The 24,831-nt window shown below is 67.5% G+C and carries 25 protein-coding genes and 1 pseudogene; 7 read left to right on the top strand and 19 right to left on the bottom strand.

What is annotated here, in order from left to right:
• Positions 1 to 11: 11 nt before the first annotated feature.
• From GN331_RS05685 to GN331_RS05665, 5 genes are read right to left on the bottom strand one after another with little or no spacing between them, the layout of a single operon-like run.
• A complete protein-coding gene (locus tag GN331_RS05685) occupies positions 12 to 704 on the bottom strand; it encodes a haloacid dehalogenase-like hydrolase (protein ID WP_156640878.1) in 693 nt (230 codons plus the stop codon).
• Entirely contained in the window at positions 701 to 1,489 is a 789-nt protein-coding gene (gene trpC / locus GN331_RS05680) for an indole-3-glycerol phosphate synthase TrpC (protein WP_156640877.1), read from the bottom strand. The genes GN331_RS05685 and trpC overlap by 4 nt, the downstream gene beginning before the upstream one ends.
• Position 1,490: 1 nt before the next feature.
• The gene (locus GN331_RS05675; protein ID WP_231734338.1) at positions 1,491 to 1,838 is read right to left on the bottom strand and encodes an antibiotic biosynthesis monooxygenase family protein; all 348 of its coding nucleotides are present in this window, start codon (positions 1,836 to 1,838) and stop codon (positions 1,491 to 1,493) included.
• Positions 1,835 to 2,875: an anthranilate phosphoribosyltransferase gene (trpD, locus tag GN331_RS05670; protein ID WP_156640876.1), complete on the bottom strand. Its 1,041-nt coding sequence runs from the start codon at positions 2,873 to 2,875 to the stop codon at positions 1,835 to 1,837. Before trpD ends, GN331_RS05675 begins: the two co-directional genes overlap by 4 nt.
• 2 nt (positions 2,876 to 2,877) lie before the next feature.
• Positions 2,878 to 3,471 carry an anthranilate synthase component II gene (locus tag GN331_RS05665; RefSeq protein WP_156640875.1) on the bottom strand — a complete coding sequence of 198 codons (594 nt, stop codon included), beginning with the start codon at positions 3,469 to 3,471 and terminating at the stop codon, positions 2,878 to 2,880.
• A 208-nt stretch (positions 3,472 to 3,679) separates the two neighbouring features.
• Between GN331_RS05665 and GN331_RS05660 the strand changes: the two genes are divergently transcribed.
• Genes GN331_RS05660 through GN331_RS05650 form a run of 3 tightly spaced genes read left to right on the top strand, consistent with a single transcriptional unit; the run spans position 3,680 to position 7,174 of the window.
• Complete coding sequence (locus GN331_RS05660) at positions 3,680 to 5,071, top strand: efflux transporter outer membrane subunit (RefSeq protein WP_197427012.1); 1,392 nt, start codon at positions 3,680 to 3,682, stop codon at positions 5,069 to 5,071.
• 4 nt (positions 5,072 to 5,075) lie between these two features.
• Positions 5,076 to 6,173 (top strand): HlyD family secretion protein, encoded by a 1,098-nt coding sequence (locus GN331_RS05655; protein ID WP_197427011.1) that lies wholly within the window; start codon positions 5,076 to 5,078, stop codon positions 6,171 to 6,173.
• Complete coding sequence (locus GN331_RS05650; protein ID WP_156640872.1) at positions 6,170 to 7,174, top strand: DUF2955 domain-containing protein; 1,005 nt, start codon at positions 6,170 to 6,172, stop codon at positions 7,172 to 7,174. Before GN331_RS05655 ends, GN331_RS05650 begins: the two co-directional genes overlap by 4 nt.
• Positions 7,175 to 7,180: 6 nt before the next feature.
• Here GN331_RS05650 and GN331_RS05645 read toward each other — a convergent pair whose 3' ends face one another.
• Genes GN331_RS05645 through GN331_RS05635 form a run of 3 tightly spaced genes read right to left on the bottom strand, consistent with a single transcriptional unit; the run spans position 7,181 to position 9,284 of the window.
• Entirely contained in the window at positions 7,181 to 7,630 is a 450-nt protein-coding gene (locus GN331_RS05645) for a potassium channel family protein (RefSeq protein ID WP_156640871.1), read from the bottom strand.
• Positions 7,631 to 7,640: 10 nt separating this feature from the next.
• Positions 7,641 to 8,774, bottom strand: a complete 1,134-nt coding sequence (locus GN331_RS05640; protein WP_156640870.1) for an AI-2E family transporter — start codon at positions 8,772 to 8,774, stop codon at positions 7,641 to 7,643.
• Positions 8,775 to 8,795: 21 nt separating this feature from the next.
• Positions 8,796 to 9,284 (bottom strand): acyl-CoA thioesterase, encoded by a 489-nt coding sequence (locus tag GN331_RS05635; protein ID WP_156640869.1) that lies wholly within the window; start codon positions 9,282 to 9,284, stop codon positions 8,796 to 8,798.
• Positions 9,285 to 9,447: 163 nt separating this feature from the next.
• Between GN331_RS05635 and GN331_RS05630 the strand changes: the two genes are divergently transcribed.
• Positions 9,448 to 9,930, top strand: coding sequence for a hypothetical protein (locus tag GN331_RS05630; protein WP_156640868.1), 483 nt, complete (start codon positions 9,448 to 9,450; stop codon positions 9,928 to 9,930).
• 37 nt (positions 9,931 to 9,967) lie between these two features.
• Here the strand turns inward: GN331_RS05630 and GN331_RS05625 are convergent, their stop codons facing one another.
• The gene (locus GN331_RS05625; RefSeq protein WP_156640867.1) at positions 9,968 to 10,396 is read right to left on the bottom strand and encodes a GFA family protein; all 429 of its coding nucleotides are present in this window, start codon (positions 10,394 to 10,396) and stop codon (positions 9,968 to 9,970) included.
• Entirely contained in the window at positions 10,393 to 11,004 is a 612-nt protein-coding gene (locus GN331_RS05620) for a TetR/AcrR family transcriptional regulator (protein ID WP_156640866.1), read from the bottom strand. Before GN331_RS05620 ends, GN331_RS05625 begins: the two co-directional genes overlap by 4 nt.
• 146 nt (positions 11,005 to 11,150) lie before the next feature.
• On the opposite strand from GN331_RS05620, the gene GN331_RS05615 reads away from it, so the two are divergent.
• Positions 11,151 to 12,743, top strand: a complete 1,593-nt coding sequence (locus GN331_RS05615; protein WP_156640865.1) for an FG-GAP-like repeat-containing protein — start codon at positions 11,151 to 11,153, stop codon at positions 12,741 to 12,743.
• An 18-nt stretch (positions 12,744 to 12,761) separates the two neighbouring features.
• On the opposite strand, the gene GN331_RS05610 is transcribed toward GN331_RS05615, so the two are convergent.
• Positions 12,762 to 13,931, bottom strand: a complete 1,170-nt coding sequence (locus GN331_RS05610; RefSeq protein ID WP_197427010.1) for a class I SAM-dependent methyltransferase — start codon at positions 13,929 to 13,931, stop codon at positions 12,762 to 12,764.
• A 91-nt stretch (positions 13,932 to 14,022) separates the two neighbouring features.
• Positions 14,023 to 16,191, bottom strand: coding sequence for a catalase/peroxidase HPI (katG, locus tag GN331_RS05605; RefSeq protein ID WP_156640863.1), 2,169 nt, complete (start codon positions 16,189 to 16,191; stop codon positions 14,023 to 14,025).
• 150 nt (positions 16,192 to 16,341) lie between these two features.
• Here katG and GN331_RS05600 point away from each other — a divergent pair.
• Positions 16,342 to 17,218 (top strand): annotated as a pseudogene (locus GN331_RS05600) (YihY/virulence factor BrkB family protein).
• On the opposite strand, the gene GN331_RS05595 reads toward GN331_RS05600, so the two are convergent.
• Positions 17,219 to 17,884, bottom strand: a complete 666-nt coding sequence (locus GN331_RS05595; protein WP_156640861.1) for an SDR family oxidoreductase — start codon at positions 17,882 to 17,884, stop codon at positions 17,219 to 17,221.
• A 3-nt stretch (positions 17,885 to 17,887) separates the two neighbouring features.
• Complete coding sequence (locus GN331_RS05590; protein WP_156640860.1) at positions 17,888 to 18,616, bottom strand: oxygen-binding di-iron domain-containing protein; 729 nt, start codon at positions 18,614 to 18,616, stop codon at positions 17,888 to 17,890.
• Between the two features lie 121 nt (positions 18,617 to 18,737).
• Here GN331_RS05590 and GN331_RS16890 point away from each other — a divergent pair, with 121 nt between their 5' ends.
• Positions 18,738 to 19,496: a helix-turn-helix domain-containing protein gene (locus GN331_RS16890; RefSeq protein WP_197427009.1), complete on the top strand. Its 759-nt coding sequence runs from the start codon at positions 18,738 to 18,740 to the stop codon at positions 19,494 to 19,496.
• On the opposite strand, the gene GN331_RS05580 is transcribed toward GN331_RS16890, so the two are convergent.
• From GN331_RS05580 to GN331_RS05560, 5 genes are read right to left on the bottom strand one after another with little or no spacing between them, the layout of a single operon-like run.
• Positions 19,497 to 20,216, bottom strand: a complete 720-nt coding sequence (locus GN331_RS05580) for a sulfite exporter TauE/SafE family protein (protein WP_156640858.1) — start codon at positions 20,214 to 20,216, stop codon at positions 19,497 to 19,499.
• A complete protein-coding gene (gene ccoS, locus GN331_RS05575; RefSeq protein ID WP_156640857.1) occupies positions 20,206 to 20,382 on the bottom strand; it encodes a cbb3-type cytochrome oxidase assembly protein CcoS in 177 nt (58 codons plus the stop codon). The genes GN331_RS05580 and ccoS overlap by 11 nt, the downstream gene beginning before the upstream one ends.
• The gene (locus GN331_RS05570) at positions 20,379 to 22,784 is read right to left on the bottom strand and encodes a heavy metal translocating P-type ATPase (protein ID WP_156640856.1); all 2,406 of its coding nucleotides are present in this window, start codon (positions 22,782 to 22,784) and stop codon (positions 20,379 to 20,381) included. Before GN331_RS05570 ends, ccoS begins: the two co-directional genes overlap by 4 nt.
• Entirely contained in the window at positions 22,781 to 23,284 is a 504-nt protein-coding gene (locus GN331_RS05565) for a FixH family protein (RefSeq protein ID WP_156640855.1), read from the bottom strand. The genes GN331_RS05570 and GN331_RS05565 overlap by 4 nt, the downstream gene beginning before the upstream one ends.
• Entirely contained in the window at positions 23,281 to 24,828 is a 1,548-nt protein-coding gene (locus GN331_RS05560) for a 4Fe-4S dicluster domain-containing protein (RefSeq protein ID WP_156640854.1), read from the bottom strand. The genes GN331_RS05565 and GN331_RS05560 overlap by 4 nt, the downstream gene beginning before the upstream one ends.
• Positions 24,829 to 24,831: the final 3 nt, after the last annotated feature.

The following is a 24,831-nucleotide window of genomic DNA, read 5'->3' as shown; positions in this document are numbered from 1 at the left end:
GGGGATAAAACTCAGACGGGATCCCCACCCCGATCCACGCAACCCCAATTGAGGATCGGCGTCCCCGGCGGCAACACACGCCGGAACATCTCCACACGCCCCGCCTTCGGATTCACAACCACGGGCGCACGCGCCGCGAGCAACAGCGGCAAATCCGCCGCGCTGTCCGAATACGCAACATCGATCGGCCCATAGCCGGCCGCACGCACCATGCGCATCTTGTTCTCATGGTGGCAGTGGTCGCGCGTGACCAGCCCGCCGAGGAACGGGCGCGACACGCTGCCGATCACCGGCAGATCCTGGTGCGCCACGAAATCCAGGATCGCGCGCGCCAATTCCGGCGGCGCGCCGGTGGCGACGAGCACGCGGTCGCCCGCATCGCGATGCTGCTGGAGCACGGCGAGCGCCTTGGGCAGCAGGCGCGCGCGAATGCGTTGTTCGTCGTGCGCGACGTATTGATCGATCAGGGTGTCGAGCTCGCGTCGCGCGTGCAAGCCGAGCGTGCCGATCCACAGGTAACCGGAAATGCCGTAGCGCCGCGTCGGCAGGAACGCGACCAGCGGCAACAGGATCGGCGTGGCGAGCAACGCACCGATGCAGCGCAACCAACTGCGCTTGAGCAGCCACATCACCAGATGACCGCCGGAATCGCCGTCGTACAGCGTGTGGTCGAAGTCGAAGACGACCAGGCGTGCGTCGGTCATGCGAACAACTCGCGCAGCGCCGCACCCGGATCAGGCGCGCGCATGAAGGTTTCGCCGATCAGGAACGCGTTGACCGATGCATCGCGCATGCGCTGCACGTCGGCGCGCGTGACGATGCCGCTTTCGGTGACGAGGATGCGGTCGGCCGGCACGGCCTCGCGCAGCGACAGCGTGGTGTCGAGCGAGACATCGAACGTGCGCAGGTTGCGGTTGTTCACGCCGAGCAACGGCGCGGGCACCTGCAGCGCGCGTTCGAGTTCGTCCAGGTCGTGCACTTCGACCAGCACGTCCATGCCGAGTTCGAGTGCGCGCACGGTCAGTTCGGCCAGGCGCAGGTCGTCGAGCGCGGCGACGATCAGCAGGATGCAGTCGGCGCCGAGCGCGCGCGACTCGTACACCTGGTATTCGTCGATCGTGAAATCCTTCCGCAACACCGGCAGCGTGCACGCGGCGCGCGCCTGTTGCAGGTAGGCATCGCTGCCCTGGAAGTAGTCGACGTCGGTCAGCACCGACAGGCACGTCGCGCCGCCGGCTTCGTAGCTGCGCGCGATGGCGGCCGGATCGAAGTCGGCGCGGATCAGGCCCTTCGACGGGCTCGCCTTCTTCACCTCGGCGATCACGGCCGGCAAATCCTGCGCGCGCTTTGCGCGGATCGCCTGCGCGAAACCGCGCGGCTCCGGCATCGCGAACGCCGCCTCGCGCACCGCTTCGAGCGGACGCGCAAGCTTTCGGTCGGCGATCTCTTCGGCCTTGCGCGCGAGGATGGTGTTCAGGACGTCCTTCATTTCAACCCTTCGTCGGCTTGCCGTAGGCGCGCTCGACTTTCGCAACGCGTAACTCGAAATGTTCATACCAATGTTTGCGTCCGTAGTTGCGCGTCGCGGCGTGTTCGGCCTGGTGCTTCCATGCGGAGATCGCGGCTTCGCTCGCCCAGTAGGACACGGTGATGCCGAAGCCGTCGCTGCCGCGCGTGCTTTCGGCGCCGAGATAGCCCGGCTGTTGCGCGGCCAGTTCGAGCATGCGGTCGGCGGCGGCGGCGTAACCGGCTTCGTCGTCGCCGTTGCGCAACGAGGAAAAGATCACCGCGTAGTACGGCGGTTCGGGCAGGTTCGCGAACCCCGCGTGCATGCTCATGCGGCGGCTCCGGCGAGCGCGCGCGTGGCGGAGATGAATTCGTCGAGCTTCGCGCGCGCCGCGCCCGAGGCGATCGCGCGGCGCGCCAGCGCGATGCCGGCTTCCAGCGATTCGGCCTTGTCCGCGACATACAACGCCGCGCCCGCGTTGAGCGCGACGATCTCGCGCGGCAAGCCCGGCGTGTCTTCCAGCGCCGCGAGCAGCATCACCTTCGATTCGGCCGCATCGCTCACGCGCAGGTTACGCGAGGCCGCCATCGCGATGCCGAAGTCTTCCGGATGCACGTCGTACTCGCGCACCACGCCGTCGCGCAATTCGCCGACCAGCGTGCCTGCACCGAGCGAGAGTTCATCCATGCCGTCGCGTCCCCACACCACCAGAGCACGTTGCGCGCCGAGTTCCTGCAGCACGCGCACCTGGATGCCGACGAGGTCGGGATGGAAGACGCCCATCAGGATGTTCGGCGCGCCCGCGGGATTGGTGAGCGGACCGAGGATGTTGAAGATCGTGCGCACGCCCATTTCCTTGCGCACCGGTGCGACGACCTTCATCGCCGGATGGTGCACGGGCGCGAACATGAAGCCGATCCCGGTGCGGTCGATGCACTCGGCGACCGCGCCGGGCGACAACTCGATGTTGGCGCCCAGCGCTTCCAGCACGTCCGCGCTGCCCGATTTCGACGACACGCTGCGATTGCCGTGCTTGGCCACGCGCGCGCCGGCCGCGGCGACGACGAACATCGACGCGGTGGAGATGTTGAACGTCTGCGCGCCGTCGCCGCCCGTGCCGACGATGTCGACCAGGTTGCCGCGATCGCGCACCGGCACCGGGCGCGCGAATTCGCGCAGCACCGTCGCCGCGCCGGCGATCTCGCCGACGGTTTCCTTCTTCACGCGCAGGCCGGTGAGGATGGCCGCGGTCATCGTCGGCGACACCTCGCCGCGCATGATCGCGCGCATCAGCTCGACCATTTCGTCGTGGAAGATTTCACGATGCTCGATCGTGCGTTGCAACGCTTGTTGTGGCGTGATGGTCATCCTCAACGCTTCCGCTTGTCTTGGAGCAGGAAATTGCGCAGCAGCGCGTGGCCGTGCTCGGTGAGGATCGACTCGGGATGGAACTGCACGCCTTCGACCGGATGTTCGCGATGGCGCAGGCCCATGATCTCGTCGAAGCCGCCGTCGGCGCTTTCCGTCCACGCGGTGATTTCGAGGCAATCGGGCAAGGTGTCCTTCGCCACGACGAGCGAGTGGTAGCGCGTGGCTTCGTAAGCATCGGGCAACCCGGCGAACACGCCGCGCCCTTCATGGCGGATGCGCGAGGTCTTGCCGTGCATGATCGTCTTCGCGCGCACCACGTCGCCGCCGTACACCTGGCCGAGCGTCTGGTGCCCGAGGCACACGCCGAACACGGGAATGCGCGGACCGAGTTCGCGGATGACATCGAGCGAGACGCCCGCATCGTTCGGCGTGCCCGGTCCCGGCGAAATCATGATCCGCTCCGGCGCGAGCTTTTCGATCTCTTCGACGGTGAGCGCGTCGTTGCGCACGACCTTCACTTCGGCCCCCAAAGTCTGCAGGTACTGCACGAGGTTGAAGGTGAAGCTGTCGTAGTTGTCGATCATCAACAGCATCGCGACTCTAACGTCCTGAATGGAAAAAGCATTTTCGCAGGTGCCGGAGGCCCGAAGGCCGACCTAGACTGGCCACCGATTCGCCCCCGGGGGCGGCAGGCAGTTCCGGCCGTCCCGTGGGAGTCGCCATGATCGCATGGCCCAAAGTGCAATTAGTTGCCGGGGATACACCGTGGTACAAGCGTGGCGGCAGATGCGGAGGCAAGATTTGCGCGACGTCCGGGCCCCAATTGCCGCGTTGATTGCAGGCCTGGCCGCCGTGCTGGCCAGTGGGTGCACGCTGGGCCCCGACTACGCGCGCCCGACCATCGACGCGCCCGCGACCTATCGTTTCGATTCGCCGGAAGCACGGGCCGCCCGTTCGCTCGCCGATGTCTCCGAATGGTGGACCGGCTTCGGCGACCCCGACCTCGACGCGCTCGTGCGCGAAACGCTCGCGGCCAACCACGACCTGCGCATCGCCACCGCGCGCGTGGACGAATTCGCCGCGCGCGCCGGCGTCACGCGCGCGCAGGGGCTGCCGCAGGTCGGCTATGCCGCGCAGGCGGGGCGACAGGACCTCGGCGGCGGCGCCATCGGCAATTATTCGACCGGGGTGTCCGCGAGTTGGGAACTCGATCTGTGGGGTCGCATCCGTCGCGAGAACGAGGCGGCGCGCGCCGACCTGTTCGCGACGGAGGAAGCGCGGCGCGGCGTGGCGCTCACGCTGGTGTCGACCGTCGTCTCCGGTTACATCACGCTGCTCGAGCTCGACCGCAGCCTGGCGATCGCCGAGGCCACCGCCGCCGGGCGGAAGAAGAGCGTCGAGTTGTTCCAGATGCGCCTGGAAGGCGGCGCGGTCTCCGACTTCGAAATGATGCAGGTCACCGCGGAATACGAAGCCGCGCTCGCCGCCATCCCGGACTTGCGCCAGGCCGTCGCGCAACAGGAGAACGCGTTGTCCACGCTCGCCGGCCGCAATCCCGGGCCGATCGCGCGGGACCGTGTGCTCGAAGCCCTCGACGCACCCGCGATCGCACCCGGCCTGCCCTCCGCGCTGCTCGAACGGCGCCCCGACATCCTGCAGGCCGAACAACAACTCGTTGCCGCCAACGCGCGCATCGGCGTGGCGCGCACGCTGTACTTCCCGAACATCGCGCTCACGGGTTCGGCGGGCACCGCGAGCACGCAGCTCGAGGATCTGTTCTCCGGACCGGCACGCATCTGGTCGTTCTCCGGGCAATTGCTCGGGCCGATCTTCTCCGGGGGCGCCATCGAATCCACGAACAAGCAAATCGAAGCGCAGCACGAACAGGCGCTCGAGGTGTATCGCGCGACGATCCAGGATGCGTTCCGCGACGTCGACGATGCCCTGGTGTCGCTGCGCGAAACGCGCGAACTCGCCGCGGCGCTCGACCGCCGCGTGCAGGCGCTCGCACGCGCGGTCGAACTGGCGACGTTGCGTTACGACAACGGCGCTGCCAATTACCTTGACGTGCTCGATGCCGAGCGCAGCCTGTTCAACGCGCAATTGTCGTTGGCCTCTGCGCGCGGGGATGGTTATCGCGCGCACGTCGACCTGTATCGCGCGCTCGGCGGGGAATGGACGAAAGAGGAATGACCTGATGTCGACGACACCGGCCACCGATGGACCCGATCGCATGCGCAAGCTGGTGCGCATCACGCTGGGCGTGCTGATCGTGATGTTCGTGTACCACGTGTTCGCCGATCGCATCACGCCGTACACGACGCAGGCGAATGTCGAGACTTTCCTGGTGCAGGTCGCACCGGAAGTGAGTGGGCGCGTCGTCGAAGTCGGCGCGCGCGACAACGGAGCAGTGCGCAAGGGGCAGCCCTTGTTCCGCATCGACGCCGACCCCTATCGCATCGCGCTCCAGTCGGCGCAGGCCAACCTGGCCGTGGCGATGCAGAACGAAGACGCATCGCAGGCCGACGTGGACGTGGCCGATGCGCAGTTGAAGTTCCAGCGCGAAGACCTGCATGCGAGCGAGCAACTCGGCAAGATCGTGCTGGACCTGGCGCAGAAGCGCGCGTTATCGGAGACCTCCGCCATCCGCGCGCGGGCCGACATCGACAAGACGCGCGCGAGCGTCAGCAAGGCGGAAGCCGAAGCGGCGCGCGCGCGCATTCGCCTCGGCGAGGGCCCCGACGGCAATCCGCAAGTGCGCCAGGCACTGGCGGCGCTCGAACAGGCGAAGCTCGACCTGCAACGCACGGGCGTGGTCGCGCCCGCGGAGGGCGTGGTGACGAACCTGCGCCTTGCGCCGGGGCAGTTCGCCAATCGCGGGCAACCGGTGTTGAGCTTCATCGCCGGCGGCCCGCGCTGGGTGAGCGCGGCGATGCGCGAGAACCAACTGGGGCGCATCGCGAAGGGCAATCGTGCGCTGGTCGTGTTCGACGATCATCCCGGCCGCGTGTTCCGCGCGCGCGTGGAAAGCGTGGGCTGGGGCGTTACGCAGGGCGGCGAAGCGCCGACCGGCACGCTGCCCGACGTCGCCGCACCCGCGGGCTGGCTGCGCGAACCGCAGCGCTTCCCCGTGCGCGTCGTGCTGGATCCGCCCGAAGAAGGCGACACGCCGCTGCCGCCGGGGCGCGCGGGCGCGCAGGCCAACGTCGTCGTCCTCACGAAAGAGACCTCGGTATTCAATCCGCTGGCGCGCGTGTGGATCCGCATCGTGTCCTGGTTGAGCTACCTGAGATGAAGCAGGACAGGGCGCAATGGCATGCCACCTTGCGCTTCGCGGTCGGCGTGACCGTGGCGTTCGTCGCGTGCGAGTTGTTGCGGTGGTCGCCGTCCTTCCTCGCCGCGGCGCTCACGGTGGCATTGCTGGGGAACCTGCCGGTGCGGCTCTCACCGAAGCTCGCGATCGGATTGCTCATTTCGATCTCGTTCGCGGCCTTGCTCGCGTTCCTGCTGTCGGTGTGGTTCCGCGACACGCCGGTCATCCTGTTCGGATTGCTCGGGCTGTGCGTGCTGCTGGCGTACCACAAGATGCTCGGCGGCGGTTCGCCGCTGCCGCCGTTGCTGATGCTGATCTGTCTGGCGGTGATCCCGGTGATCGCGCTCACCGCGCCGCCCTATGCGCACGTGTTGCCGCTGGCGTTGGTGCGCGGGATGTTGGTGGCGCTGGCGGTCATCGCGCTGGTGTGGATCGTCTGGCCGGAACCCATTCCGCCCAAGCCCCCGGCCCCACCGCCCGTCCTCGCCGCCTCCCCGTTGTCGCTGGCGTTGCGCGCGACCGCGGTGATCCTGCCGCTGATGCTGGTGTATTTGCTGTTCGGCCTGGTCGACGTGCTGCCGGTGATGATCGCCACGGTCATGCTGGTGGCGAATTTCGATCCCGGGCGCGGTCGCCTGCACGCGCTGGGCATGGTGGCGGGCAATTTCGTCGGCGGGTTGATGGGCTTCCTGATGCATGCGGTGTTGCTGACGACGCCCAACGTGCCCTTCCTCGCGACGCTGCTGTTCGTCGTGACGCTCGCCTTCGGCGCGCGCATCGCGGTCGGCGGATCGTTGTTGCCCGTCTACGTGATCACGTGCAACGCGATGCTGATCATCTTCGGCCAGGCGATCGCGGAAGGATCGAGTTCCTTGTCGCTGTGGCTGGTGCGCTTGTTCCAGTTCTCGGTGGCGGGCGCGTTCGCGGTGGTGATGATGGGTTTCGCCTGGCACCGCGTGCCACGGCCCGCGGCATCGGCATAGGCCGGCTTACTTCGCGTCGTCGTTGCGCGACCTTGCCTCCAGCCGCAGCATCTCGATCACCGCCGCCGTCATCACCGCGGTGGACACGCCGAACATCAGGATCCCGTTGGCCGCTTCGAGCGCGCCCAGCAAGCGCCAGCGCGGCGACATCACGACGTCGCCGTAGCCCAGCGTGGTGAAGTTCACGGCCGAGTGATACAGCGACGAAGGGAAGTCGGCGAATTCGCCGAGCAGGCGAAACAGGAACGCCCACAGCCCCATCTGCAGGAAGTTGCCGAGCAACATCAGCATCATGATCGCCGACAGCAGCTTCACCGAGCGCCATTGCGTGAGGCGTGCACCCGCGCGCGGCCGCATGCGGTCGTAGCACTTCAAGGCAAGGCTGACGAACAGCGCCTGCAACGCCACGCACAACACCAGGGTGGGCAAGCCCGCCAGCAACGCACGCACGAGCATTCGCTATCCCTCAGTCCGCGCCGGCATCGGTGGGAGATTCCGTCACCGGCGCGGGCGGCGGTGCCGGTTGCGCGGTCGGCGGCGTATCCACCCACGCCCAGAACAACTGGTAGCCCACCGCGAGCAGCACGGGCCCGATGAACAAACCGACGACGCCCATCGTCACCATCCCGCCCAATGCGCCGATCAACACCACCGGCATCGGCACTTCCACGCCGCGACCGAGCAGCAACGGCTTGAGCACGTTGTCGACCAGCCCCGCGACGAACACATACACGCCGAACACGATCGTGCCCACGTCGAAGCCCTTCGTCGCGAACACGTAGATGATCACGGGGATCGTCACGATCGACGCCGGCACCTGCATGATCCCCAGCAGCAACACCAGCAGCGCTAGGATCCCCGCGCCCGGCACGCCCATCAGCACGAAGCCCACGCCGATCAGCAGCGACTGGATGAAGGCGATGCCCACCACGCCCTGTGCCACCGCGCGAATGGTCGCCGTGCACAGCACCGCGATGCGATGTCCGCGATCGGCGCCGAATAGACGCCCGGAGATCCGCTCGGCCGCGCGCGTCGCGCTCTCGGCATACGCCATCCAGATCGCGGCGATCGCCAACGCGGCGAGGAACAACACGAAGCCCAGCGCAGCGCCCGCGATCTTGCCCAACGCGGCAAAGGTGAAGGTGCGCAATTGCGGTGCGAGCTTGCGCGCCAGGGTGGTCAGGTCGGTCGCCGCCTGCGTCCACAGCGCATGCAGGCGCTCGCCGACGATCGGCCAATCCCGGACCGCGTCGGACGGGGGCGGCACGTGGAATCGCCCGGACTGCGCCACTTCCATCGCGTGGTGCGCCGACTCGGCCAGCGAATACGCCATGAAGTACATCGGCACCAGCAACACCGCGATGATCACGACGACGATCAGCGTCGCAAGGCGCCCTTCCCGCCAATGCAATCGGCGCCGCAACATGCCCTGCAGTGGATAGAGCGTGATCGCCAGGATCACCGACCACAGCATCAGGTTGAGGAAGGGCCGGAAGACGGCGTAGCAAGCGAGGGCGAGGACCGCGACGAGCCCCGTGCGCAACAGCACGTCGAGCAGCGGACGCGACCAGATGGGTTCAGCAGGCGTTGCAGGCACCATGTCGATGGCTCCGATGACGCATCAGGGTTTCGTCGGCGCATAGCGCGCGACGGTGGCTTCGATTCCCTTGCTCAACTCCATGACTTTTTCGGCGTACTCGTACAGCTTGCGGTCTTCGTCGTTCGCCGGCGCCCACGAAGGAACTTCGAGTGTGGCTCCGGTTTCCCGATCGACCGCGACGAACGAAATGATGCAATGCGTACACAGGCGATCGTCGCCACCCAACGGACTGCGTGCGCGCACGTCGACGGCGAACTGCATCGACGTGCGCCCCGTGCGCACCAGCATCGCGGACACCGACACCAGGTCGGAGATCTTCACCGGCGCGAGGAAGCGGATGCCGCCCACCGCGACCGTCACGCAATACCGCCCGCTCCATCCGACCGCCGCGGCGAAGCCCGCCTGGTCGATCCACTTCATGACGGCGCCGCCGTGCACCTTGCCGCCGAAGTTCACGTCGGTGGGCTCGGCGAGGAACTGCAGGGTGAGGCTGCGTGGACGCTCGCTCATGGATACCGACTCCACCGGGGCTGCGCCGAGTCTACGCCCGGAAGGGCGGTCTCGACGTCGCACCGGAAGCGTCGCGACATGGACTTTGGTCCCATGCGCGAAGTGGCTCGACGCCTCGAAACCGTGGGACTATTCCGCCGTCCCCGAACAGCGGAGCGCGACCATGTCCAGCGAAGGCCTGATGCCCGTTTCGGCCCAGATGCCATCGGATCGGCAGCGCATGTTCATGCGTTACTTCACGGCCGTCCTGATCGACCTGGTGGTGCTCAACCTGTTCGTCGAGTTCTCGGGCAAGGTCTTCGTCGATTCCTTCAGCATCTCGCTGCTGGCCGCGCTGCTGCTGCAAGTGTTGTTGAAGGTGACGATCTGGGTCGAGCACCTGGTCATGGACTTCTTCAAGCCCCGGCCCGGTGCATTGATGACCTTCCTGAAGTTCTTCTTCGCATGGGTGGTGTTGTTCGGCTCGAAGTTCGTGATCCTCGAAGCGTTGTCGATGGCGTTCGGTGATGCGGTGCGTTTCGAAGGCCGCTGGAACGGCATCGTCGTGCTGATCGTGGTGGTGATCGCGATGCTGGTCGCCGAAGAACTGGTGGTGCGCTTCTATCGCTGGCTCGGCAACGAGAAAAAGACGGCCGCCGCGACATGAAAAAGAAAGGACCCGGCCGAGGCCGGGTCCGCTTGCGTCACTCGGGCAGCGTTTCGCCGCTGCCGCCGAGTTCCTTCGGGAAATCCTTCAACTTCGGCAGGCCGTCCTTCATCGGGAGGACGGTCTCGGCGTAATTGACGTGCACGCCGGGCTCGAACTTCAGCGTCGGCAACATGGCCGCGAAGACGTCGACGAGATTCAGCGGCGGATGCTTGTTCATGACGTGTCCGCCGCACTGCGTGCAGTAATGCCGATCGCTCAGCGGCGTCTTGCTGAAGTGGCCGAGGACTTCCTGTCCCTTCGTCACGCGCACCGCATCGGGCTGCCATAGCGTGAAGGCGTTGACCGGCCCCGCGGACCAGCTGCGGCAGGACTGGCAATGGCAATAACCCATGCCGACCGGCGCGCCCGTGGTTTCGACTTCGACGGCACCGCAGAAGCAGGTGCCGCGATACGTGTTGCTCATGACGATCTCCTGGGGGAAGAGCGCCGTGTCGCCGGCGCCATGCGTTGTGGTGCGAGGGTGCGCATCGCCGCATCGAATGCGCGCAGCATCGTGGCGGGCTCGTCGAGCGCCCATGCCACGAAGCTGCCGCCTTCGAGTGCGCCGAGCAGCAGGTGCGCCGCATCGTTCGCGTTCGTCTGCGTCGGAAATTCGCCCGATGCGATGCCCGATTCGATCTGTTCGACGAGCCAATCCAGGTGCAACCGGAAGAAGCGCGCGACCACGGGCCGCATGCCGTCGGGCAGCGCCGCGCGTTCGGCCGACAACGCCCCGCACAGCGGCAACAAGCCTTGTTCGATGCCGTCGAGGAACAGGTGCGCGTACGTGCGCAGGCGCTCGCGCACTTGCACGGGGGTGTGTCCGATTTCCGCGAGCTTCGCGATGAACCGTGCGAGGTATTCGTCGACCAGCGCGGTCAGCAACGCTTCCTTGGTCGGGAAGTGGTGGTGGATGCTGGCCTTGCGGATCGCGATGCGGTCGGCGAGGTCGGCGTAACTGAAAGCCGCATAGCCGCGGGTCCGCAGGAGGACCTCGGCTTCCGCGAGCAGTCGGGCGCGCGTTTCGGGCATGCCCCTATTTGCCTACCACTCGGTAGGTAGGGCAAGTGAGGGCGCGTGTGGGTATGAAGCTTGCATCGGGCCCGCTCCGCCGGCCATTGAACCCGGCCTCCCCCGCCGGGTAATGCAGGTGCGGCACGTCCAGCTTCGAGGCGAACATGCGCACGATTCGGCGGGGCAATCGGCACTGGTTCAAGGGCGCGCTGGCCGCGGGTTTCCTCCTGCTGGCGCTGGGTCCGGCGCAGGCGACGTTCCACCTGATGAACATCGTGGAAATCTTCCCCGGCACGCGCGCGGCGCCGCAGGCGCAGTACGTCGTATTGCAGATGAACGCGGCCGGGCAGAACCTCGTCGACGGGCACGACTTCCAGTTCTTCAACGCCGCCGGGCAACTCACGGGCAGCTTCGCGTTCCCGAGCAATGTGCCCAACGGCGCCAACAACGCGAAGATCCTGATCGCGACGCCGGAAGCGGTCGCGTTCTTCAATGTCCAGGCGGATTTCACGATGCCCGCGTCGCTGATGGCGGCGGGCGGCAAGGTCTGCTTTGCCGACGGCATCGATTGCGTAGCGTGGGGCGCCTTCACCGGCGGCACCGCGGGCGTGGGCACGCCGTTCAACGCGACGGGTGGTGGCCTGGTGTCGGGACGCGCGGCCATTCGGCGCATCAACGGCGGCACGTCGACGACGATGCTCGATGCCAGCGACGACACCGACAATTGCGCCGCCGACTTCACCAGCGGCCTGCCGGCGCCGCGGAACAACAACAACACGCTCGGCACGGTGCCGCCTTCGACCTGCGGCAACGGCGCGATCGAAGGTCTCGAACAATGCGACGACGGCAATGTGTCCAACGGCGACGCGTGTTCGAGCACGTGCCTGGTCACCACGCCGACGGCGCGGCCCTGGGCGGATTTCAACGGCGACGGACGCTCCGACCTGGCGTGGCGCAACCTGTCGGGGCAGAACGCGATCTGGTATTCGGCCAATTCGGCCACGCGCGTCGGCGTGACCGCGGTGACGAACCTGCAATGGCGCATCGCCGGCATCGGCGACTTCAACGGCGACGGCCGCGCCGATTTGTTGTGGCGCAATTCGACCACCGGCGCGAATGTGATCTGGCGCAGCGGGTCGAGTTCGTTCCTCACCTCCGTCACGTCGCTGGATTCGACGTGGAGCGTCGGCGGCATCGGCGACTTCGACGGCGACGGCAAGTCGGACATCGTGTGGCGCAATCTGTCGGGCCAGAACGCGATCTGGCGTTCGGGCAGTTCCGCGCTGCGTACGGCGGTTTCGACATTGCCGCAGCCATGGCGCATCGCGGGCGTGGGCGACTTCAGCGGCGATGGCCGCGCCGACTTGCTGTGGCGCAATGGGTCGACGGGTGCCAATTCGGTGTGGCGCAGTGCTTCGAGCGCGACGCCGACCTCGGTCACCACGCTCGCGACCACCTGGAGCGCAGCCGGTATCGGCGATTTCGACGGCGACGGCCGCGCGGATGTCGTGTGGCGCAACGTGTCGGGGCAGAACGCGATCTGGCGTTCGGCGAACTCCGCGATGGGCGTGCCGGTCACCGCGATCGCCAACACCGCATGGCGCATCGAAGCGGTGGCCGACTACAACGGCGATCGCCGCGCGGACCTGTTGTGGCGCAACGCGACGACGGGCAACAACGTGATCTGGCGCAGCGCGTCGAGTTCGTTCCTGACGTCCGTCACCACGCTGCCGATTTCGTGGTCGGTCGCGCCCTGAGGGCGCGGCCGTTCCGATTCACGCGCTGACCAAACGCAAGAACCTGCGCTTGACGCCACCGAGCACGCGCCGCATCTGGCTGCGCGGCGGTGCCGATGGCGCGGGCGGTGCTTTCGCCGCCGCCGAATCCACGGGCGTGGCGGGCACGTAGTTGCCGCCCGGCCGACGCGCGATCACCGTCCAGAACGGCGTGAGGTAGGTGTCGGCGAAGTGTTCGTGCTTCGACGGATCCACGCGCGCGGCTGCATAGTCGCGTTCCAGCGCGCGGCGATAACGCGCGAAGGCGTTGCGCACGTTGTCGACCAGGATCTCCGGCAGCTTCGCCGGCTTCCACTCGGCGTTCGCCTTGTCGAGTTTCGCCAGGATCTCGTCGAACGCCGCCTGCTCCGGCAACTTCACGACCCCCGGGCGACGCACGCGCGCGTGCAACCCCTGCGCGCCGATGACGTCGACGTACCACTCCAGGTCATAGAACTCGCCGCACGAATACGGACGACCGAACATCGAACGGCACGCCGCGTCGTAGTACGCCGCGGCGGCGTGGTGATCGAGCAGGTTGATCGCGAATTGCCCGTAATGCCCGTCGCGCACCACGTGGTCCCACGAACGGCCATTGGGGATCACGAGGTAGAGCGCGCCGCCGGGGTTGAGCATCGCCGCCATCTTTTCGATCGCCTGGCGCGGGGCCATGACGTGTTCGATGACGTCGTTGCACGTGACCACGTCGTGCTTGCCGAAATCGCTCTGCGTGAGGAAGTCGCCGCAACGGATCAGGTCGCCGAAGCCCTTGCTCCTGCAATTGAGGTTACCCAGGTCGCACCAAGCAGCGTCGATCTCAACGCCCTGCGCGGCGAACCCCGATTCGGCGAAGGCGGCGACCATGCCGCCGTACGCGCTGCCCACATCCAGGCTCCTGCCGGACTTGATGCCGGTCTCGCGCACGATCAGGTCGCGCGCCTGGCGGCCGCGCACGACGTTGGACAGCGCGAAATGGATGTACGCGCTCGACATCTGCTGCGCGGGGTCGATCAGGTCTTCCCACTGATCGATTTCCTTGCCCGGCGTCTTGCGCCCGGTGGCGCCGAACATCTGCTGGACGAACGCCTCGGTCAGCCCGAAGCGCTGGACGATCTCGTTGCGGAATTTCGGCGTGAGCAGCAGGGGCCCGGGGGTTTCGACGGCAGACATGCGGATCTCCTTCTGGACCGCCATCCTACCAAGGCAGCGAAAAGGGCCCGTCGACAGCGTCGTCCGGGCCCTCATGTTCGCCGCTGCCGCTTCAGGCGGCGTTGCGATAACGCAGGTCGAAGCGGTCCAGCTCCATCACTTTCGTCCACGCCGCGATGAAATCGTTCACGAAATGCGCTTCGCCGTCGCTGGCCGCATAGACCTCCGCCAGCGCGCGCAGTTGCGCGTTGGAACCGAAGATCAGGTCCGCCATCGTCGCGGTCCACTTCACCGCGTCGGTCTTGCGGTCGCGGCCGTCGAACACGCCCGGCTCGCTTTCCGACGGCTTCCACGCCGTGCGCATGTCGAGGAGGTTGTGGAAGAAGTCGGTCGTCAGCGTGCCGGGGCGATCGGTGAACACGCCATGCCGCGTGTTGCCCGTGTTCGCGCCGAGCGCGCGCATGCCGCCGACCAGCGCCGTCATTTCCGGCGCGGTGAGCGTCAGCAGACTCGCACGATCGATCAACGCGATCGCCGCGAGTTTCTCCGCGCCCTTGCGCACGTAGTTGCGGAAGCCGTCGAGCGCGGGTTCGAGCACCAGGAAAGAATCGGCGTCGGTCTGCTCGGGCGTCGCGTCGCCGCGGCCCGGCGAGAACGGCACGGTGACGTTGTGCCCCGCCTTCTTCGCCGCGGCTTCAACCGCCGCCGTGCCGCCGAGCACGATCATGTCGGCGAGCGACACTTTCTTGCCGAAGCTGCCGCGGATCGATTCGAGTTGCGCCAACACTTTGTCGAGTTCGGCCGGCTCGTTCGCTTCGAAGTTCTTCTGCGGCTCAAGACGCACGCGCCCACCGTTGGCGCCGCCGCGCAAATCGGAACCGCGGAACGTCGACGCCGAGGCCCACGCCGCTTTCACCAACTGCGGAATCGACAGGCCCGAGGCGAGGATCTGCTGCTTCAGCGCCGCGATATCGGCATCGCCGATCAAGGGATGATCCGGCGCAGGCACCGGGTCCTGCCAGATCATGTCTTCCTTCGGCACGAGCTTGCCGAGGTAACGCAGCTTCGGCCCCATGTCGCGATGCGTGAGCTTGAACCACGCGCGCGCGAAGGCGTCGGCGAACTCCGCCGGATTGGCCAGGAAGTGCCGCGAAATCTTTTCGTACGCAGGATCGAAGCGCAGCGCCAGATCCGCGGTCGTCATCATCGGCTGGTTCAACTTGCCCTTGATGTGCGCATCGGGAACGTTGCGGCTCGCATCGCCCTTGGGCTTCCATTGATGCGCGCCGGCGGGGCTCTTCGTCAGTTCCCATTCGTTGCCGAACAGGGTTTCGAAGTAGCTCATGTCCCACTTCGTCGGCGTCGCGGTCCACGCGCCTTCCAGGCCGCTGGTGATCGCGTGTTCGCCGATGCCGCTTTCGAACGCGCTCTTCCAGCCCAGGCCGAGTTCTTCGATGTTCGCGCCTTCCGGTTCGGTGCCGACGTGGTGGTCGGGTCCTGCGCCGTGACACTTGCCGAAGGTGTGGCCGCCCGCGACGAGCGCGACGGTCTCGTAATCGTTCATCGCCATGCGCGCGAAGGTTTCGCGGATGTCGCGGCCCGAGGCGACCGGGTCGGGATTGCCGTTCGGTCCTTGCGGATTGACGTAGATCAGGCCCATCTGCACGGCGCCGAAAGGATTGGCGAGCTCGCGCTCACCGCTGTAACGCTCGTCGCCGAGCCAGGTGGATTCCGGGCCCCAGTCGACCGGCTGCGGTTCCCACACGTCTTCGCGGCCGCCACCGAAACCGAAGATCGGTCCGCCCATCGATTGGATGGCCACGTTGCCCGCGAGGATCATCAAATCGGCCCACGACAACTTGCGCCCGTACTTCTGCTTGATCGGCCACAACAGGCGACGCGCCTTGTCGAGGTTGCCGTTGTCGGGCCAGCTGTTGAGCGGCGCGAAACGTTGTTCGCCCGAACGCGCACCACCGCGTCCGTCGAAGATGCGATACGTGCCCGCGGCATGCCATGCCATGCGAATGAAGAACCCACCGTAGTGACCCCAGTCGGCGGGCCACCAGTCCTGCGAATCGGTCATCAGGTCGGTGAGATCCTTGACGACGGCATCCAGGTCGAGCGTCTTGAACTCGGCGCGATAGTTGAAGTCCTCCAACATCGGATCGCCCAGCGACGCGTGCTGGTGCAACACATCCAGGTTCAGTTGATCGGGCCACCAATGCGAGTTGTTGCGCGTCTTGCGGTGGGCCATCACGGGGCACTTCGACAACTCGTTCATGGGCAAGCTCCTTGGCATGGCCTGGTGGCGGGTCAACAGGAAGACGTTAGTCCTCCGCCAGCCATCGGCATAATCGAACGTTCGAATGAAGGCGATAGCTTGGTTGAATCGCCATCCTGTCTTCACGCGCCCGCTGGCTCTACTGTCGGCATGGCGAAACTTGCGAAGAAGCTCGACCCCACCCAACCCACGGCGCCACATCCGACGGGCGGAGGGCAGCATCGCCGGCGCGCTGTTCCGCCGGTTCATCGATGCCGACCTGATGACGCAGTCGGCCGCACTCGCGCTTTACGCGCTGCTCTCGCTCGCGCCGCTGCTGCTGTTGCTTGTGTGGCTGGTCTCGGCCTTGCTTCCCGGTGCGCAGGACGCGGTGATGGCGCAGGTCGCGTTGCTCGCGGGCGCGGAGGCCGAGGGCGTGGCGCGCACGGTGATCGAGAATGCGCAGGCGCGGCCCGACACCGGTTCGATCGCCGGCTGGTGGAGCCTGGCGTTGTTGTTCATCGGCGCCACGGCGGTGTTCGCGCAGTTGCAGGACGCACTCAACCGGATCTTCCGCACCGAGGCCGCGCACCTGGACGGTCTGAAGGCGTGGCTGCGCAAGCGGGTGTTTTCGCTCGGCCTGGTGTTCGCGCTCGGCTTCCTGCTGCTGATCTCGATGACGATCACGACGGTGCTGCAGGTCGCGTTCGGTCGCTTCGAATGGATGTTGCCGCTGATCGCGAGCCTCGCCTCGTGGCTCGTCTATGCGATCGGTTTCGCGCTGATGTACCAATATTTGCCGGATCGCAACGTCGGTTGGCGCCGCGCGTTGCAGGGCGGCGCGATCACGGCGTTGCTGTTCGTGCTGGGCCGCGCGGCGATCGCGTGGTATCTGCAGACCGCCACGCCGGGCGTGGCCTACGGGTCGATGGGCACGCTGGTGCTGGCGGTGGTGTGGATCTACTACGCGGCGCTGATCGTGTTCATCGGTGCGCTGGTGACGGCGGTGGTCGACGAACGCGTCAAGGCGAAGGCGACGTCGTCGTGACTACCAGGGCAACGCCGTGCCGTTCGCGTGCTGGAACGTCCCCGATTGTTCGGGCGTCAGCGCATCGATGCGCGCGATCAATTGCGTCGCCGCTTCTTCCGGCGTGACATCGCCGGACCCGCCGACCATTTCGGTGGCGACATAGCCCGGATGCAACAGCACGACCGAGACACCGCGCGCCGAGAGATCCAGCGACAAGGATTTGCCGATCGCGTTCAACGCGGCCTTCGACGCGCGATACCCGTAATACCCGCCCGACGTGTTGTCCTGCATCGAGCCCATGCGGCTGGTCATCAGGCCGACCTTCGCGCCGCTGGTGAGCGAATCGCGCAACGCGCGCACGACGATCAACGGGCCGAGCGTGTTCACTTCGAACTGCCGCCGGATTGCGTCGATGTCGAGCGGATCGAGCGAATCGCGTTCCAGGATGCCGGCGTTGGCGACGAGGATGTCGATGCGTTCGTCGCGCAGGCGTTGCGCGAGCGCTTGCACGGCGGCCTGGTCGGTGACGTCGACGCCTGCTTCCACGCGCGCGCCGGTGGCTTCCAGCGCTTCGCTCGATTTGCGGCACACGCCGATCACGCGATCGCCGCGCTCGGCGAACTGCTGAGCCAGCGCCAATCCGATCCCACGATTCGCACCCGTCACAACGACCGTCTTGCTCATGAGTCAACGCGCCAGTTCGCCCGCGAGGGCACGCAGCAATGATGCGCCATCGCCGCGCCACGCACTACCGTGCATGCACGCGAGCGTCGTCGGATTGTGGCGCGCGAGTTTCTCGAGCAATTCGCCCGCGTTCTTGCTGTGCGAGAAATAATCCATCGCGCCGCGGAACGCTTCGCTCGGTCCCAGGATGTCGGTGTCGGTGAGTGCAGGCAGCCCGCGGCCGGGTTGCGTGAACAGATCGCCCGACAACATCGTGCCGGTGCGCTCCTCCATCATGAAGCCGCATTCCCATCCGTGCGGCAGGTGCGGTGCATCGATCCAGCGCACGGTGTGATGGCCGAGCGACAGCGCTTCCCCATCGGCGAGTGCGCGCGGCGGGCGATCGGCGAGATCGGCCACCGACACGATCGCCGCGATCGTGCCGCACAACGGTGCGGCGTTCGGCGCGACGGCGAGCCAGTCGTTGAGCGCGCCGCATTCGTCGGCTTCCACGTGCGAGAACGCGACATGCCGCAACCGCGTCACCGGCATCACGCTCTCCACGCCTTCCAGCACGAACGGGAACAAGCCCCGCAATCCGGTATGGAACAGCAGCGGCTCGTCGTCGTCGATCAGGTATTGGTTGAAGGAGAACGCGGTGCCGTCGGGCAGGTCGATCGGCGTGCTGATGCGATAGATGCGTTCGGCGATTTCATGCACGTTGGTGCCGGTCTGCGGATTGGTGACGGACATCGGGCGGCCTCGACTGGTCGATGGGTCAAGCGCCGGGTGCGCCTGCCCATCGTCACAACGCAGGGCGTGCGATCCTGCGGCCGACCCGGCTACGGATGAGTCCAGCGGCTACAATGGCCGGGTGGCCACGCCTGTCGTCGATCTCAATGCGCTTCGAAGGGGTTGCGCGCACTGCTCGCTGCAGCAGTTGTGCCTCCCCGCCGGCATCGGCGTGGAAGGCCTGCAGCAGCTGGATTCGATCGTGCGCCGCCGCCGGCCCATCGCGCGCGGCGAGTCCCTGTTCCGCATGGGCGATCGGCTCGAAGCGGTGTACGTGGCGCGCGACGGCGCCTTCAAGACCGTATCGATCAGCGAGAACGGCGAGGAACGCGTCGTCGGCTTCCACTTGCCCGGCGAGCTGATCGGCCTGGATGCGCTCGGCGCCGACATCCACCGCTGCGATGCGGTCGCGCTGACCGTCGCGAACGTGTGCGAAGTGCCCTTCGACCAACTCGCCGACATTGCCGCGCAAGTGCCCGGGCTCCAGCACCGATTGCTGCGCGTGATCGGCCGCAGCGTGGGCCGCGACCAGGATCACCTGGACATGCTTGCGCGCCGCCAGGCGTCCGAACGCATCGCGCTGTTCCTGCACGGCATGTCCGAACGCTTCCGCCACATCGGCCAGCCCGACAGTCAATTCCGGTTGCCGATGAGCCGCGAGGACATCGCGCGCTTCCTCGGGCTCGCGCTGGAAACGGTGAGCCGCGGATTCACGCGCTTGCAGGACGACGGCGTCATCGCCGTCGACGGGCGCCGCGTGGCGATCCTCGATCGCGCGGAACTCGACCGTCTCGCGCACCACCCCGAACTTCCCGAACCGCGCAATCGCCTGCACGGCTGATCACGCAACGCTGCGGCATCCCAGCGCCTGCAAGGCACCGTGCAACGCGGGCACCTGCATCAACCAGGGCCCCGCGAGTGTCACCAAACCCGCGAACAACACGACCATCGCGGACGCGACGCGCCACCCACCGCGTTGCAGGCGCTGGCCGAAGCGCGCGCCCGCCCACGTCAGCGGCAACATCACCGGCAAGGTCGCCAGGCCGAAGGCCAACATCGTCAGCGCGCCATGCCACGCACTCGCCTGCAACCACGCGGCGACGAGCAACTGCGTGCTGAGTCCGCACGGCATCCAGCCCCACAACACGCCGAGCCCGAGGCGTTTGGCCGTGGTGTCCGCCGGCAGCAGGCGCCGCTGCAGCGGTCGCACGTGTTGCCAGAGCCGTGCGCCCGGAACAGCCAGGAACGACAAGCGCCCACTGCGATCGAGCAGGCGCAGCGCCGCGAGGACCAACACGATTCCGACGGTCGCGCGCGACGCGACGATCAGCCACGGCAGTTGCGCGACATCGAGCACCGCCTGGCCGATGCCGCCGGCGAGCGCACCGGCGATCGTGTAGCCGGCGATGCGCCCGAGGTTGGGTTGCGCGGCGATCCACCATCCGCTGCGTTGCCCGATCGACAGGCCGGTCGCGATGCCGCCGCACATCGCCGCGCAATGCGCGCCACCGAGCAGGCCCGTGAGCAACGCGCCGCCGAGCACGAGCCAGTCAAGCGTCATCGTTGCGCTCCGGCGGCGCCGGTGGCGCTTCGTCGTCGGCGAGGATCGAGAGCGCCGGCGTTTCGAGATCTTCGAACTGCCCGCCACGCACGGCCCACGCGAACGCGACGATCGCGACCACGAGCAGCATCAGCGCCAGCGGCACCAGCAGCAGGAGGATGTTCATGCGACCGACGCCTTGCGTTCGCGGGCCAGGCGCAACGCATTGAGCGTCACCGTGAGCGACGACAGCGCCATGCCCAGCGCCGCGATCCACGGCGTGACCAAACCGAGCGCCGCGATGGGCAATGCGACCAGATTCCAGCCGATCGCCCACGCGAGGTTCTGCCGGATCACGCGTCGCGTCTCGCGCGCGAGCGCGATCGCCTCCGCGATGCGATGCAGCGCAGGCGTGGCGAGGACGAGGTCGGCCGCGCGTTGCGCAAGCGCCGCGCCATCGGCGACCGCGATGGAGACATCGGCGCCCGCGAGCACGGGCGCATCGTTCAATCCGTCGCCGACCATGGCGACGACGCGGCCCTGCGCCTGCAACGCGCGGACGCAGGCGAGCTTGTCTTCCGGCGATTGGCGCGCGCGGACCGTATCGAAGTGCAGCCCGCCGGCGAATCGGTGGACCGCCGAGTGGCCATCACCGCTGCACAGGTGGAGGATCAGGCCCTGCGCACGCAGTGCGCGAAGCGTTTCCGCCGCGTCGGCGCGCGGCTGCTCGCGGATCGCGAAGCGTGCGAATGCACGCGCGCCATCGCCGAGCCACAGCGCGCCGTCGTCGTCACCACCCGTCGCGAACGGCGCGTGACCGAAGCGCCACGCAACACCATCGACGCGACCCTGCACGCCCTGCCCCGGCACGCTGCGCGCGTCTTCGATGCGATCGGCGGCATCGCGGAACGGCGCGAACGTCGACGCCAGCGGATGTCCGCTGTCGCGCTCCAGTGCGGCCGCGATTCGCAGCGCTAGTTCGCGGGAAATGGCGTCGAAGGTTTCCACGCTCGCCAGCGCAGGCACCGCATCACCCAGCGTGCCTGTCTTGTCGAACACCACGTCGGTGACGCGCGCCAGGCGATCGAGCGCATCCACGCCCACCGGCAGCACGCCCATGCGCGCGAGCGCACCGTTGGACGTCGCCAGCGCGGCGGGAATCGCCAGCGACAGCGCGCACGGGCAGCTGATCACCAACAGCGCGAGGACGACATCGAGCGCGCGATCCGGCGCGTACACACGCCATGCGAAGAACACGAGCGTCGCGATCACGAGTAGCGCGACCACGAATCCCATCGCCACGCGATCGGCCATGCGCGCGATCGCCGGCCGATTCGCCTGCGCGCGCTCGACCAGCGCCGCAAGTTGCGACAGGCGCGTCGCCGCGCCCGTCGATGCCACGCGAATGCGCGCCGGGACTTCGCGACATGCGGTGCCGGCGAAGACCGGGTCGCCTTCGCGTTTGCGCACCGGCGTGGATTCGCCGGTCAGCAGCGATTCCTCGAACCAGGCCTGCGCATCGAGCAAGGCCCCGTCGGCGGGAACGCCTGCGCCCGCAGCGACGCACGCGATATCGCCCGGTTGCAGTGCTTCGAGCGAGATAGTTTCGCGCTGCCCGTCGCGTTCGCGCACGGCGAAGGCCGGACGCGCGCGGGCCAGCGCATCCACGCGCGCACTCGCCGCCGAGCGCGCGCGTTGTTCCAGCATGCGCGCGGCGAGCAACAGGAAGACGAACATCACCGCCGCGTCGTACCAGACGTGCGGGCCGCCGGTCAGCGTTGCATACAGGCTCGCGAAATACGCCAGCAGCACCGAAGTCGCGACCAGCGTGTCGGCGCCGAGGCGTCGCTCGCGCAACTCGCGCGCGCAACCGGCCAGGAACGTCCAACCCGACCAGAACACGACCGGCGTGGCGATCAGGAAGGCGATCCACCGCAGGAAGTCGCGCATGGGATGCGACATCGCGCCGGCGGTATCCAGGTACAGCGCCTCGGTGAACATCATCGCCTGCACCGCGCCCAATCCCGCGACGCCTAGGCGCAACAGCGCGCGGTTGCGTTCGGCGACACGCGCGCGTTCGCGCTCCGTGCCCGTCGCAAGGAACGGCCGATAGCCGAGCGATTGCAGGCGACGCAACGGCGCCGACAACGCGGTGCGCGCCGGATCCCACGCAAGGCGAATGCGGCCGGTCACCGCGTTGGCCGACACGTCGAGCACGCCGGGCTCCAGGCGCAGCGCGCGGTCGATCAGCCACGCGCATGCGGCGCAGCGCATGCCGTCGGTCAGCAGGATGAGTTCGCGGCCGCCGGGCACGGCGCGCGCATGTGCGACGAGGATGTCTTCGCGATCCCACCACGCGAGCGCGTCGTCGTCGCGCTCGACGCGGCCGGCGGCTTCGCTGCGCAGGCGGTAGTAATCGCTCAGTCGTGCGTCGCGGATCCATTGCGCGGCGGCGGCGCATCCATCGCAGCAGAAGCCGCGCTCAATGCCGTCGAGCTTCAGCGAAGGTGCGTGTGCGGGGAGCGGCTCGCGGCAGTGGAAGCAGGTCGTGTCGCGCGCGGGCAGGACGTCGACGACGGCTGCATTCATTGCGCACGCGCCAGGGCGGGGCCGACTTCGGCGTGCGCCGCACGCGCCTGCCAGCGCCCGCGCAACCGCCAATGGCGATCCGGCGGCGCGAGTTCGAGCACCCAGTCGTGCGCGTCGTCGAATCCACCGATGCGCCCGCTCCAACCGGCCACCGAGGGTTCGAGCGTGACGCGACGGTCCTTCGAGGCGAGCACCGGATGGCGCAGCACCAACTCCAGCGGCGCGGCGCGATCGAATCCCGCGCCGACCGGCACGACGTCGAGCACCATGCCGACCCGATGAATGCGGGCCGACAAGCCCATGCGTCGCGCTTCGAGATCCGGGCTGAGGTCGGTGTCCTGCACCTGTGCGGTACGCCGGACCGGATCGGCGACCGCATCGATCGGCCCGCCGGCGAGCGCCAGCAATGCGAAACCGGCGACCACGGACATCGCAGGCAGCGAGAAGACCAGCCACACCAGCGGCTGACGCCACGCAGAGTGCGAGGGACGACGCTTCATCGCGACACCGGTCCGAAAAACGTACTGCCTGTCGTCTCTGTGCTACGCGGATCGCCATCCAGTGCGGACACTTCGAAGCGCAGGTCGTGCCGCCCCGACAGTGTCGCCGGCGCGAAAACGGTGACCGGGACGGAGGCGACTTCACCGGCGGGGATCGTGACCACCGGCGCCTGGCGCAGGACCAGGCCACGCGTGCCGGACGAGAGCGTGATCGCGAAACGCGCCGCATGGTCGCGCTTGTTCGCGATCTTCAGCGTGTAGCCGTTCTCGATCCCTTCGGCCGTCGTGCGATACAGCGCGTTGCGGTCGCGCAAGGCTTCCACGGTGAACGGCGCGCGCATCGCAACGCCCGCGATGAACGCCACCGTCATCGCCACGAGGACCCCGCCGTACACGAACACGCGCGTGCGCAGGAACCGCGTGCGCTTTCCGTCCACCGCGTGCTGCGTCGTGTAGCGGATCAACCCGCGCGGATAGCCCATCTTGCCCATCACCTCGTCGCACGCGTCCACGCATGCGCCGCAGGCGATGCACTCGTATTGCAGGCCGTTGCGGATGTCGATGCCGGTCGGGCACACCTGCACGCACATCGTGCAATCGATGCAATCGCCCAGTTCCACTGCCTCGAATTTCGGCAAGGGTTCGACCGGACCGGCATCGAAGGTGATGGTGCCGCGCGCATGCAGGCTCGCGCTCGCGGCGGTCGGCAGCAAGGCCGCGCGCCGCACGTAATCCATGGCCGCATCCAGCGACAGCAAGCCGCGCGCGCGTTCGAGCACGCTCGGCATGCCGCGCCGACGCGGGCCGCGCGGTTCGCCGCGCATCGGGTCGTACGCGATCAACAGCGTGTCGCGATCGAACATCGCGCTCTGGAAGCGCGCATACGGGCACATGTACTTGCACACCTGTTCCCGCAGGAAGCCCGCGTTGCCCCACGTCGCCAACGCGTAGAACAACACCCAGAAGGTTTCCCAACCGCCCCACGCGAAGGGCATCGCGCGCGCGGCGAGATCGCGGATCGGCGTGAAGAAGCCGACGAAGGTGAAGCCGGTCCACAGCGCGAAGACGATCCACGCGACGTGCTTGCCGCCCTTGCGCGCGACTTTGCGCGCCGACCAGGGCGCGGCATCCAGCTTGATGCGCGTTGCGCGGTCGCCTTCGAAGCGCCGCTCGATCCACAGGAAGGCTTCGGTCCACACCGTTTGCGGGCACGCATACCCGCACCACAGGCGTCCGGCGATCGCGGTGAAGAAGAACAGCCCGACGCCCGCGACGATCAGCAACAACGCAAGGAACAGGAAGTCCTGCGGCCAGAACGTCAACCCGAAGACATGGAACTTGCGCGCCGGCAGGTCGAACAACACCGCCTGCCGGCCGCCCCAGCGCAGCCACGGAAACACGTAGAACATGCCGAGCAGCCACCAGACCGCGATCACGCGCAGGCGCGAGAAGCGCCCCGACACATCGCGCGGATACACCTTGCGCTCGCTGACGTAGAAGCCCCCCGCCTCTTCGACGAGCGCCAGGTCGATCGCCTTGGACATCGC

It is taken from the genome of Noviluteimonas gilva, from assembly GCF_009740395.1.
Lineage (GTDB): Bacteria > Pseudomonadota > Gammaproteobacteria > Xanthomonadales > Xanthomonadaceae > Noviluteimonas > Noviluteimonas gilva.
The sequence above is the reverse complement of the archived record's forward strand: the minus strand, read 5'-3'. Positions and strand labels throughout refer to the sequence as shown.

What these genes read in the sequence shown, in the direction of transcription:
- trpD (WP_156640876.1), bottom strand. Translation starts at nt 2,875, where the DNA reads ATGACCATCACGCCACAACAAGCGTTGCAACGCACGATCGAGCATCGT.
- GN331_RS05685 (WP_156640878.1), bottom strand. Translation starts at nt 704, where the DNA reads ATGACCGACGCACGCCTGGTCGTCTTCGACTTCGACCACACGCTGTAC.
- GN331_RS05625 (WP_156640867.1), bottom strand. Translation starts at nt 10,396, where the DNA reads ATGAGCAACACGTATCGCGGCACCTGCTTCTGCGGTGCCGTCGAAGTC.
- GN331_RS05650 (WP_156640872.1), top strand. Translation starts at nt 6,170, where the DNA reads ATGAAGCAGGACAGGGCGCAATGGCATGCCACCTTGCGCTTCGCGGTC.
- GN331_RS05675 (WP_231734338.1), bottom strand. Translation starts at nt 1,838, where the DNA reads ATGAGCATGCACGCGGGGTTCGCGAACCTGCCCGAACCGCCGTACTAC.
- GN331_RS05595 (WP_156640861.1), bottom strand. Translation starts at nt 17,884, where the DNA reads ATGAGCAAGACGGTCGTTGTGACGGGTGCGAATCGTGGGATCGGATTG.
- GN331_RS05620 (WP_156640866.1), bottom strand. Translation starts at nt 11,004, where the DNA reads ATGCCCGAAACGCGCGCCCGACTGCTCGCGGAAGCCGAGGTCCTCCTG.
- GN331_RS05560 (WP_156640854.1), bottom strand. Translation starts at nt 24,828, where the DNA reads ATGTCCAAGGCGATCGACCTGGCGCTCGTCGAAGAGGCGGGGGGCTTC.
- katG (WP_156640863.1), bottom strand. Translation starts at nt 16,191, where the DNA reads ATGAACGAGTTGTCGAAGTGCCCCGTGATGGCCCACCGCAAGACGCGC.
- GN331_RS05580 (WP_156640858.1), bottom strand. Translation starts at nt 20,216, where the DNA reads ATGACGCTTGACTGGCTCGTGCTCGGCGGCGCGTTGCTCACGGGCCTG.
- GN331_RS05640 (WP_156640870.1), bottom strand. Translation starts at nt 8,774, where the DNA reads ATGGTGCCTGCAACGCCTGCTGAACCCATCTGGTCGCGTCCGCTGCTC.
- GN331_RS05565 (WP_156640855.1), bottom strand. Translation starts at nt 23,284, where the DNA reads ATGAAGCGTCGTCCCTCGCACTCTGCGTGGCGTCAGCCGCTGGTGTGG.
- GN331_RS05635 (WP_156640869.1), bottom strand. Translation starts at nt 9,284, where the DNA reads ATGAGCGAGCGTCCACGCAGCCTCACCCTGCAGTTCCTCGCCGAGCCC.
- GN331_RS05615 (WP_156640865.1), top strand. Translation starts at nt 11,151, where the DNA reads ATGCGCACGATTCGGCGGGGCAATCGGCACTGGTTCAAGGGCGCGCTG.
- GN331_RS05630 (WP_156640868.1), top strand. Translation starts at nt 9,448, where the DNA reads ATGTCCAGCGAAGGCCTGATGCCCGTTTCGGCCCAGATGCCATCGGAT.
- ccoS (WP_156640857.1), bottom strand. Translation starts at nt 20,382, where the DNA reads ATGAACATCCTCCTGCTGCTGGTGCCGCTGGCGCTGATGCTGCTCGTG.
- GN331_RS05655 (WP_197427011.1), top strand. Translation starts at nt 5,076, where the DNA reads ATGTCGACGACACCGGCCACCGATGGACCCGATCGCATGCGCAAGCTG.
- GN331_RS05645 (WP_156640871.1), bottom strand. Translation starts at nt 7,630, where the DNA reads ATGCTCGTGCGTGCGTTGCTGGCGGGCTTGCCCACCCTGGTGTTGTGC.
- GN331_RS05665 (WP_156640875.1), bottom strand. Translation starts at nt 3,471, where the DNA reads ATGCTGTTGATGATCGACAACTACGACAGCTTCACCTTCAACCTCGTG.
- GN331_RS05570 (WP_156640856.1), bottom strand. Translation starts at nt 22,784, where the DNA reads ATGAATGCAGCCGTCGTCGACGTCCTGCCCGCGCGCGACACGACCTGC.
- GN331_RS05590 (WP_156640860.1), bottom strand. Translation starts at nt 18,616, where the DNA reads ATGTCCGTCACCAATCCGCAGACCGGCACCAACGTGCATGAAATCGCC.
- GN331_RS05610 (WP_197427010.1), bottom strand. Translation starts at nt 13,931, where the DNA reads ATGTCTGCCGTCGAAACCCCCGGGCCCCTGCTGCTCACGCCGAAATTC.
- trpC (WP_156640877.1), bottom strand. Translation starts at nt 1,489, where the DNA reads ATGAAGGACGTCCTGAACACCATCCTCGCGCGCAAGGCCGAAGAGATC.